Here is a 10,798-nt window from a genome sequence, read left to right as displayed (position 1 = left end):
CCATGACCCGCAAGCTCACCGCGCTGCTGCCCGATCTCGCGCCCTGGCGCTCCTCCCGAGACTTCCGCCTCCTGTGGGTGCAGGGCCTGATCACCTACCTCGGCAGCGTGATGGCGCTGATCGCGCTGCCGCTCCAGATCAAGGAACTGACCGGCTCGCCGCTCGCGGTGGGCGTGATGGGAGCCGTCGAACTCGTCCCCCTGGTGGTCTTCGGACTGTACGGCGGCGCACTCGCCGACGCGGTGGACCGGCGCAGGGTCATCGTGCTGACCGAGGCGGGACTGGGCGTGCTCGCGGTCGTCCTGCTGGTGAACGCGCTGCTGCCGCGGCCGATGCTGTGGCCGCTGTACGTGGTGGCGGCCGGGGTCGCGGCACTCGCCGGACTCCAACGGCCCGCCCTGGACTCGCTGCTGGCCCGGATCGTCCCGCACGAGCAGCTCGCCGCGGCCGCCGCCCTGAACGCCCTGCGCTGGCAGGCCGGCGCGATCGCCGGGCCCGCCCTGGCGGGGCTCGTCGTGGCGTACGCGGGCAACGTCCCGGCGTACGCCACCACGGTGGTCTCCTTCGGCGTGTCGGTGCTGATGTGCCGTCGGCTCTCGCCCGTGCCGCCCGTGGAGCACGCGGCCAAACCGTCGCTGCGCGGCATCGCCGAAGGCGCCCGCTACGCCTGGTCCCGGCCGGTGCTGCTGGGCACGTACGCGGTCGACCTGGCGGCGATGTTCTTCGCCTTCCCGAACACGATCTTCCCCTTCCTCGCCGACGAACTCGGCGCCGACTGGTCGCTGGGACTGATGTACTCGGCGGGCGCCGTCGGGTCGCTGCTGGTCAGCCTGACCAGTGGCTGGGTGTCCCGGACCCGGCGGCACGGTCTGCTGGTGGTGTTCGGCGCCGCGGGCTGGGGCCTGGCCATCGCGGCGGCGGGCTGGACGTTCGAACATCTGGCTGGTGCTGATGTGCCTCGCGCTGGCCGGTTCCGGGGACATGCTCAGCGGGCTGGGCCGCACGACCATCTGGAACCAGACCATCCCCGACCGGCTGCGCGGCCGGCTCGCCGGCATCGAGGTGCTCTCCTACAGCATCGGTCCCCAGCTCGGCCAGGTCCGCGCCGGGGCGACGGCCGGCTGGACCGGCGCCCGCCCGGCGATCTGGAGCGGCGGCCTCGCCTGCGTCGCCACGGTGGGCCTGCTGGCCGCCGCGCTGCCCAAGCTGCTCGGTTACGACGCCCGGACCGACGAGGACGCCCGCCGCCGCGCCGAGGAGGGCAACGGGCCCCGGAACGAGGCGCAGGCCCCGACATGAGACAAGGGCGGACCGCCGCCGCCACGGATGTGCCGTGACGGCGGCGGTCCGCCCTTCGGGGATCAGCGGCGACCCGCCGGGGTCACCCCACGCCCTGCGCCCGGGGCAGGCCCCACGTCGCCTCCCACTCCCGGGCCGGCGACCAGAGTCCCTCGCCGCCGACGCCACCGTGACCACCGGCGCCGACGCCACCGCCGCCGGCGTGGAGGACGGCCGAGCGGTCGGTGTGGTCGGTCCGCTGGAACCCGACCGTGTAGGTCCGGGTGAACGAACCGTTCGCCGAGGTCACCGTGATGGTGCGGGTGGTGAACCCGGGCCGGGACGAGGAGACGGTGGAACTGCCGTTGGTGACCTTCACCCGTGCGCCGGACGCGGCCGCCACGGCACCGACGGCCGGGAGCGCGCCGCTCTTCGGCCAGTCCACGACGTACGTGGACACCTCCGGGGCGAAGCCGTCAAGCGCGACGCCCCCCACGGTGATCGCGGAGGCGTCGGCGACGCTGGCCCTCGTCGCGTCCGAGGAGTTGGTCACCGTGACCGACCCGTCGGCGCCCACGACCACGTCCGCCGCCATCGCCGCCGCCAGGTTGATCCGCTGCCAGCTCGGCCCGCCGGTCCCGGTGAGGTCGAGCGGGTACCCGGAGTCGGTGGCGGTCTGCTCCAGGATCTGGGTGCGCTGCTCGGTGCTCAGCTCCGGGAAGGCCGTGATCAGCAGCGCCGCCGCGTCGGACGGAGCGTCCAGAGCCTGCCCGGCCCCGCCGGTACGGGAGAACCCGTAGGTCAGGCGCCGGGTGTACTGGTCGACGTGCTGGGCCGTGCTCAGACCGGCGTAGGGCTCGCCCGCGCAGGCCGTGAGCGTGTCGCCGTACCCCTCCTTCACGCACCGCGCGAGCAGCACGTTCTCCATCTCGGTGTGGGCCTGGGTCAGCAGCTTCTCGAAGCCGGGGTCCGCCCAGCGGTGCGCGACCGTGGCCTGGGCGGTGATGCGGCCGCCCATGACGTTGAGCGGGTAGTGGAACCCGAGGACGATGCGGTTGTTCCCGTACTCCGAGGTGCGCGCGAGGATCGACGGCGCCAGCTCCGGCAGCAGCGTGGCGAGGATGGTCCCGGCCTCGTAGCCGCCGTAGGTGTGGCCGCTCGGGTACGAGCCGCTGGTGGCGAGGCCCGGGTACGAGCCGTCCTGCGACTCGTAGATGGCGCCGCCGTCGCCGACGAATCCGAGCCGTACGTACGGCCGCAGGTACATGTAGTGGTTCTTCGCCGCGTCGTGGGTGTCGAGGTTCTTGGTGACGCGGGAGAACAGCGCGTTGGTCTTGGGCAGTTGGCCCGACTTGAGGGCGTCGCTGTAGATCGGTCCGAGCCGCGAGCCCAGGCCGTCGGCCATCGTGACGGTGGCGCTGTTCGAGGCGTCCACCACGGCCCGGTCCACCTCCTTCTGCGTCGCCGCGTTGTTGATGCTCACGATGGCCTTGTCGTTCTCCGCGGTGAGCGAAGTGCCCTCGGGCAGCACCTTGTTGGCGCCGAGGGTGCCGGAGCCGAGGGCGTCGAAGCCGCTGAGGAGGTTGTTGAAGTAGTCGCTCCCGTCCTCGGTCGCGGGCCACGCGTCCGACGCGTAGGTGGCGTTGAGCGCCTCCTCGGGGAAGGGGGACGGCTCGTAGTCCGCCGGGTCGGAGCCGGTGGCGGCCCTGGTCGTGGGTGCGGAGGCCGACGTGCCGGTGTCGTCCGAGGCGCCGGCCAGGGTGACCGCGCTCACGGTGGCGGTGTGGGTCTTCGCCCTGCTCGCGGTCGTGAGCAGCGCCGTACCGGTGGTCGCGGGTACGTGCGCGGTGGTTCCGTCGTCCAGGGCGACGGTGTAGCCGATGACCGGGAATCCGCCGTCGCCGGCCGGACGCCATGTCACCCGGACGTGCTTGCCGTCGGTGACCACGCCCGAGACGTTCCGGTGCCTGGGGCCTGTTGTCGCCCGCGACGACGGGCCGGGTGGCGTTGCTCGGGGCCGAGTCGCCGAGGGCGTTCACCGCCCGGACCCGCGCCGTGTACGACGTTGCGGACTTCAGCCGGGTGAACACCGTGCCGCGGCTGTCCGGGTCGTGGATCTCGACCTGGTGACCGCCGCCGAGGGTGACCACATAGCCGGTGACGGGCGAGCCGCCGTCGTCCTCGGGAGCGGACCAGGCGACCGTCACACTCGTGCCGGACGCGGTCGCCGACACCGCGTCGGGCGCGCTCGGTACGGTCTTGCGCTTCGTGGTGAGCGCGGACAGCGCGCGGTGGAGGGCGGTGTGGCGCGCGGTGAGGGTGCCGTCCGTCGCGGCGTCGTCCGCGAGGGCGGCCTCGGCGCGGGTGAGCGCGGTGGTGAACGCCGACCAGGAGGCGTCCGTGTAGCGCTCGTTGTCGAGGGCCGACGCGGTGGTGACCAGGTTCTCCAGCTTCAGTCTCGGCAGCGGGACCAGTTGGTTGGCGGCGAGGGTGAGGCTCCGGGTCCGCAGGTCGACTTCGAGCTGGGTGGCGTCCTCGGCGCCGAGCAGGTCGCGGGCGGCGGCCAGTTCGCGCAGGAACACCTGGAAGTCGATCGGGCTGTACCGGTCCGCCGCGTCGGAGACAGCCGCGTACCGCTCGACCGCCTCGCGCAGGGCGGACGGGTCCGTGGCGGCGGGCGCCTCGACGTGAGCGAAGGTGACCCGGCCCAGGTTGGCGACGTACGGGTGCGAGGCGTCGGCCTGCGTCGTCAGCCGCAGATGGACGGAGTGCCTGCCGGTGACCGTCTCCGGCAGCGTCACACTGGTGGTGCCGCCCGACGACCACGAGGTCCCGGTGACCGGCAGCGGGACGCTCGCGTACGGCGTACCGGGGTGGTCCGGGTCGAAGGAGTCCAGGTAGAGCTGGACGGTGGAACCGGTGCCGCAGCGGGCGGAGTTGTTGACGTAGGTGAGCGTGACGGTGTTCTTCGGCAGGTCGCCGAAGTCGATGTCCCCGTAGTCGAGCCACGCCCCGTCGTAGGTGCCGCCGAGGCTGGTGGCGGACCCCGCGTCGCTCCAGGTGGCCGGCTCGCTCTTGAGGTCGCCGCCGCTGTTCGCCCCGAACGCCGTGGCGTCGAAGGCCACCGGGGCGTCCGCATCCCGGGTCAGGGTGATCGAGTGGACGTTGGCCACGTAGGGCTGCTCGTCGGTCTGCGTACTGGAGACGAAGACGGCGTACACCGGCCGGCCGCCCTTGAAGACACCCGGGTCGAGCGGCACGGTCGTGGTGGCGACGGTTCCCCAGCCCGAACCGGTGTAGTCGAGGGGGATGTCGACGCCCGGCGCGCCGTCGGTCGCGTCCTTCGAACCGAGCCGCAGTTCGATGTGCGAGTCCGACGCCGCACGCGAACGGGGCTTGTCGTAGCTGACCGTGACGGCGTCGGCGCCGTCACCGAGGCCGGTGTCCCGCCACTCGGCCCACGCGCCGTTCGTCACGTTCTCGAAGACACCGCCGGAGAGCTTCAGCGGCAGCGAACCGTCGCCGGTCGCCGTGGCGTTGGCCGTGGTCAGCGTGGCGAGCGTCGTCGTCGAGCCGGACGAGGGGAGCGCCTCGGGCGAGAACTGGTACCAGTCGAAGTTCGACACCCACTGCTGACCGGACGGAGCGTGGAACACAAAGGTCGCGGCCGACGCGTTCAGCAGGGCCTCCGGGTCGGTGACGGCCGCCCGTACGGTGGTGTAGTACTGCCAGCCGCCGGTTCCGGGCAGCTGGACGGTGGCCACGAGGGGGCCGTCGGCGTCTCCGGCGTGGATGTCGACGCTGCTCGGTTCGGCCGTCGCGGCCTGCGAGTTGGCGTAGCGGACGGAGACGCTTCGCGGGGCGATCCCGCCGAAGTCGAGACCGGTGTACTGCTCCCACGCCCCCTCGGTGACACCGCCGAGGTCGCCGTCCGAGTAGTACGCCTCCTTCACCAGGCTGGGGCCCTCCATCCGGTCGGGGTCCTCGGCCTGGAGGACGGCGTAACCGCCCTCGTCGAGGGTGAGCGCGTCGGCGGCGGAGCGCAGCGCGTCGTGCGCGGCCATGAGCGTGCCGGTCGCGGAGGCGCTGTCCGCGAGAGCGGTCCTGGCGCGTTCCAGCGCCGCCCGGAACAGGCCGTAGGAGCCGCTGGAGTAGTTGCCCTCGCGCACCAGCAGGGCCTGGTCGACGAGGGCGCCGAGGCCGCGCCGGTGCACCGCCGCGGCGGAGACGACGAGCGGGTCGGTCACGGACACGCCGGTGCCGGTCACCGACGAGGCCGGTACGCCGTGGGCGAAGGCCCGGTCCCGGAAGGTGAGGCCGAGGCGCGCGTCGGTCTTCGTGGCGCCGGTGAGCCTCAGTGACGCGGTGCGCGAGCCGGTGACCCGCAGATCGGCCGTGACGCCTTCCGGGAGGCCGGTGACGCTCGCCGTCCCGTCGCGGGTGAGGCTGGTTCCCTTGCGCGCGGCGAAGGACGCCTTCCCGGACAGGGTGAGCTTGACACTCCCGTCGAGGGTGCCGTCCGCGGCGGTGGCGACGGTGGCCGGGCGGGCGGAGACGACGCTCCCGCCCTTGTCCGGTCCGGTGCCGCCACCACTGCCGTCGCCCGGGTCGGTGTTCAGCGAGTACGCGGGCTCGGTGCCGGCGCCCCAGGAGGAGGGCTTGGAGCCCATGGTGAACTTCAGGGTTCCGCCGGAGACGATCCGCGAGTAGTCGAGCCACGTGTTCGCGAACCGCTTGCCGTCGTAGGTCGCGTCCTGCACGTAGTACGCGTTCGGCGACACCCCGTCGGCCTGCACCGTGAAGGTGGCGCCGCCCGGGTAGCTGATCGTCGTGGAGTCGAAGAACGGGCTGCCGATCTGGAACTGGCTGGAGCCCGCGGTCACCGGGAACAGCCCCAGGGCGGCGGCGACGAACATGGTCGACATGGTGCCGGCGTCGTTGTCCATGGTCGGCAGGAAGCCGTCCGGCGCGAGCTTGTAGACCTTGGTCTTCACCGGCGGCGTGAACTCGCCGCCGGAGCTGGGGGCTTCGTTCGTGGAGCCCGTCGCGAGGTACCGGTTCCAGGTCTCGTCGGTGTAGATGGCGCGCACCCACTTCTGCGTCAGGCTCGGCTCGCCGACGTAGTTGAAGAGGTAGGGGGCCTGGAGGTCGATCTCGTTGGCGTTGGAGTGCAGCATGGTCGAGCCGTCGTCGGCGTCGGAGTCCTCGCCGAACATGTGCCTGATCGCGGCCCTGCCGGCCTTCTCGCCGCCCATGGCCTCGATGAGGCCGCCCATGTCGTAGGCGTCGTACCAGTGGTACTGCCAGAGCGTGCCCTGGTAGAGCCTGGCCTCCTCGAACTTCTCGTGGTCGGCGGACTGCCAGCCGCCGTCGGCGTCGCGCGGGGTGAGCAGACCCACCTCGGTGCCGTCGGCCGCCTTCCAGGCACCGGGCTTGACCAGGTTGTCGATCGCCATCGTCGCCTGGGCGCGCAGCTTCTTCGCGTCCGCGTCCTCGCCGAGCGCGTCGGCGACGACGGAGAGCGCCCACTGGTCGTAGCCGCGCTGGACCGTCGTACCGGGATCACCCGTGACGTACCCCTGCCGCAGTTGCGCCCCCGTGTAGTACCCGGTGTACGACTTCAGCGCCGGGTACGCCTCGTCCAGCCGGTCGAAGTTCTTGTACCCCTTCGACAGCGCGTCGGCGATCACCACGGCCGAGCGCTCCCAGCGCACGGTCGGCACCGAGTGGGTGAGGCTGCCCAGGCTCTTGCCGGCGGCCTGCGCGTCGGCGAAGAGGATGACGGCGGACTGCACCATGTCCCGGTAGCCGGCCGGGTCGATGTAGGCCTCGACGGAGTACTTGCGGAAGTCGTCCCAGGTGGACCAGCCGTCGTAGTACGTGAAGCCGTTCGCCCGGTGCACCGCGCCGTCGACGCCGCGGTAGGTCCCGCTGGTGCTGGTGGCGTTCACCGGCAGCGCGTACATGCGGTACAGGTGCGTGTAGAACTGCCTGGTGAGCGTCGAGTCGGGGTCGGCCTTCCCGGACGCCCGCACGTCGACGGTGCCGAGCGTGCGGTTCCACTCCGCCTTCGTCCGCGCGCGCACCTCGTCGAAGGTCCGCCCCGCCACCTCCACCCGCTGGTCGGTCGCGGCCTGTTCGGCGCTGACCGGCGAGAGCGTGACGCGCAGTTCGATGTCGTCGCCGGCGGCCTCGTCGAACCCGAGGACGGCGCCGGTGTCATGGCCGTCCTGCGCGCTCGCGTCGCTCAGCCCGCCGTCGTCGCCCCAGCTCCGCAGGGAGGTCACGGGGACGTTCGTGGTGGCGTGGTAATAGAGGCGGTACGAGGCGCCGTTGAACGACCCCGCGACGAGCCCGCTGATCGCGGTGGTGCCGTCCTTCAGCGTCGTCGCGTCCAGGGTCGCGCGGGTGCGGCTGGTGAAGTTGTTCGCGAGGTCGAGGACGAGCTGGGGCCGCGATCCGGCGGGGAAGCGGTACCGCTCCAGTGCCGTGCGCGTGGTCGCGGTCATCTCCGCGTCGATGGTTCCGGCGGGGGAGCCGAGCCCCACCCGGTAGGAGCCGGGCGTCGCGGCCTCGTCGTCGTGACTGTAGGGGTGGGCGTACGTGCCGGTCGCCGGGCGGCTGTCGTACTGCTCGGAGGTCGGGACGACCAGCAGGTCTCCGCCGCCGCCCGAACCGCCCACGCCGTCGAGGTTCGTGGCGGTGAACCCGGCGATGTGGTCCTCGTTGTAGTCGTACCCGGAGTGGTTGCGGCCCGGCGTGGTCATCGGGTTGACCTTGGCCAGGCTGTGCGGTGCCTGGGCCCCGGGCAGGTCGTTGCCGTCGTCGCCCGCGGTCGACACGAACGGGTCGACGAGCTTGGTGTAGTCGGTCCCGGCCGAGGACGAGGACGAGGACGCGGTGGGGACGGGCACGGCCGCCGCGGTGCCGCCGGCCGTCAGCGCGGTGAGGCCCAGCGCCCCGGCGAGCAGCGCGGCGACCGCGGCGCGCAGGGCGCGTGGTCCGGCCGGCCGTATCTGCGGTCTCTTGGATCTGTCAGGCATGACCAGCACGGTCCCTCTCCCTGTGGACAACGTTGTCAACCGATATTCGAGGCAAGCGCCCCGAGGTGAACGCCTCCGCCATCACATAGGGAGAAGTCATACAACGGGGAAACAGGGTTCGTACAGAGTGTGGGCTCTCCTCGTGAACGGCGAACACCCCCCTGCGCCGACGGCCGTTGACGCCGCGCGCGGTCACGCGTAGTCGTCCATCCACAGCACGATGCCCGTGAGTCCGCTGAGGACCGCCGCGGTGCCCGCGCGGACCGCGGCGGCGGTGCGGGCGGGGGTGAACGTGGCGGCGTCGTAGGTGGAGGACGCGCCGAGTCCCTCACCGCGGAAGGACGCGCCGGTCCAGTCGACGGCGGTGACATTGTGCGTGGGTTCGGCCAGCTCGGCGCCGACGACCAGGAACGGCTGCGCGAGGTGATTGGGGGTCACCATGGCCAGCGGGTCGACGAGGTCGTTGCCCACCGCGACGACGAGGTCGGGGCGCAGTTCGAGTGCCCTGTCGATGGCGGGGACCAGGTCGTGGTCGTCGGCCGCCCGCTCGGTGCGCAGGTCCACGTCCTCGTCGTCGGCCCACTCCTCGACGGCCGTCACGAGCGTCTTCACCGTCGGGTCGTCCCCGGCGCTCAGCAGCACCACGCGGTAGCCCTTCGAGGGCCGGACCCCGGACCACGATCCGGGCGCGGGGGTGAGCGTGGACTCCGGCGCGGGGGTGCCGGACGCAGGGGTGAAGCCCGCCGCCAACCGCCCGACGGCGGACGGCCGCGGACCCGGCCGGGCCCAGGGGTCGGGGCTCGCGCATCCGCCCAGGAACGCGACGGCCGTGGCGACGAGGGCCAGGGCGGACAGATGGCGGCGCAAGGTCGTCCTCCGGGGGGTTGGGGCGCCGGGAGTTCGGCGGGCGGGCGATGACGGTCGTGGCGACAGGGCCGGCGGCGGCACCGGTGGAAGCCGGCCCGCCCCTGTGCGAGGCGGTCCGCCGCCGCGGGCGGTGGTGCCACTGCGGGCAGGAGTGCCCCCACGGGCAGGGGTGCCCCACGGGCGGGAGCACCGCCGCGAGGCAGGAGCCCCGTCGCCCCCATCCTGCTTCGTCCGCACATGGTTTCTCCATCGCGCACCACCGCTTCGATCACTTGTTCCGGTCGGGTTCGCCCGATCGCCGACTGCGGTTCACCTACGGCCAGCACGGTTCACGGGCCACATGAAGGAGCCCCATGTCATACCGTGTCCGCCGTCTCCTGCTCGCCTGCGCAGCAGCGGTACTCGTCTTCGCCGGCCTGGCCCGGCCCGCCTCCGCGCACGGCTTCTCGTCGACCGTGTACGCGCACGTCACCGGTGACGGGGCGGGTGCGCTGCGGACCGAACTCAAGCTGGAGTACGACCTCCTCGTCGTCTCCGCGGCCGACGCCGAGCACGAGGACGCCCTGTTCCGGGCCGGAACGGAGGCGTTCGAGGCGGCGGACCCCGCGGCCGAGGCCGCGGCACTCGACGCGCACTCGGGCGCCGTCGTCTCCTACGTCACCCACCGCTTCTCGGTCACCGCGGGCGGCCAGGACTGCGCCCCGGCCCGGCGGGGCGGGTTCCGCATGGGGACCGCGGAGGGTGTGCCGTACGCCCTGCTGACGCTGGACTGGAAGTGCCCGGAGCACGCTCTCGACGCCCCGGTGATCCGCAGCGGGCTGTTCCCGGACTCGGAGGGGTACGTCAAGGGCACCAAGACCATCGTCGACTACTCGGTCGGCGGGCACGACGGCAGCGCCGCGCTCGACTCCGCCGGCCCCTCGTTCTCCGTCGGCCAGGACTGGACCTCGCGCTTCTGGGAGTTCTTCAGGCTCGGCGCCGAACACCTGCTGACGGGCGTCGACCACATCCTGTTCCTGCTCGCGCTCATCGCCGGCTCGCGGCGCCCCCGGGAGATCGTGCTCGCGGCGACCGCGTTCACGCTCGCCCACTCGGTGACGTTCCTGCTGGCCGCGCTCGGCCTGGTGGATGTCCCCGCGGACATCGTGGAACCGGTCATCGCGCTCTCCATCGCCGTCGTCGCCGCCTGGCACCTGTGGCGGCTGCGCACCCTGGGCACACACGCCGGCGACCTCGACACGCCACCCGGCGGCAGCCGTCGGACACTCGACCGGGCCGGTTGGCTGCGCCTGGGCGTCGTGTTCTGCTTCGGGCTGGTGCACGGTCTGGGCTTCGCCGGCGCGCTCGGCATCGACGCCGCCTGGTCCTGGACGCTGCTGTGGTCCCTGCTGGTCTTCAACATCGGCATCGAAGCGGTGCAACTCGGCATCATCGCGGTGGTGTTCCCGCTGCTGATGCTGCTGGGCCGCCGGCACCCACGGGCCCGGACCGCGGCGACCGGGACGATTGCCGCCGGGGTGGCCGTCATGGGCCTGATCTGGTTCGTCCAGCGTGTGTCGGGCCTTTGACGACCAGGGGTGTTCAGCCATCCCCAAGATCGCATTGGCCCG

General features: G+C 72.4%; 2 protein-coding genes and 2 pseudogenes. 2 read left to right on the top strand and 2 right to left on the bottom strand.

Annotated features, from left to right (window positions below):
* Nucleotides 1-2 precede the first annotated feature (2 nt).
* A pseudogene (locus tag AC4IHM_RS05170) lies at nucleotides 3-1,299 on the top strand (MFS transporter).
* Nucleotides 1,300-1,381: 82 nt separating this feature from the next.
* On the opposite strand, the pseudogene AC4IHM_RS05165 reads toward AC4IHM_RS05170, so the two are convergent.
* Both AC4IHM_RS05165 and AC4IHM_RS05160 read right to left on the bottom strand, forming a co-directional pair.
* A pseudogene (locus AC4IHM_RS05165) lies at nucleotides 1,382-8,321 on the bottom strand (glycoside hydrolase domain-containing protein).
* A 192-nt stretch (nucleotides 8,322-8,513) separates the two neighbouring features.
* A complete protein-coding gene (locus AC4IHM_RS05160) occupies nucleotides 8,514-9,188 on the bottom strand; it encodes a type 1 periplasmic-binding domain-containing protein (protein WP_490865898.1) in 675 nt (224 codons plus the stop codon).
* A 353-nt stretch (nucleotides 9,189-9,541) separates the two neighbouring features.
* Between AC4IHM_RS05160 and AC4IHM_RS05155 the strand changes: the two genes are divergently transcribed.
* Nucleotides 9,542-10,756, top strand: a complete 1,215-nt coding sequence (locus AC4IHM_RS05155; RefSeq protein ID WP_490865897.1) for a HupE/UreJ family protein — start codon at nucleotides 9,542-9,544, stop codon at nucleotides 10,754-10,756.
* Nucleotides 10,757-10,798 lie beyond the last annotated feature (42 nt).

Source organism: Streptomyces sp. SL06 (assembly GCF_058244745.1).
This window is presented reverse-complemented; position numbering and strand designations above follow the sequence as displayed.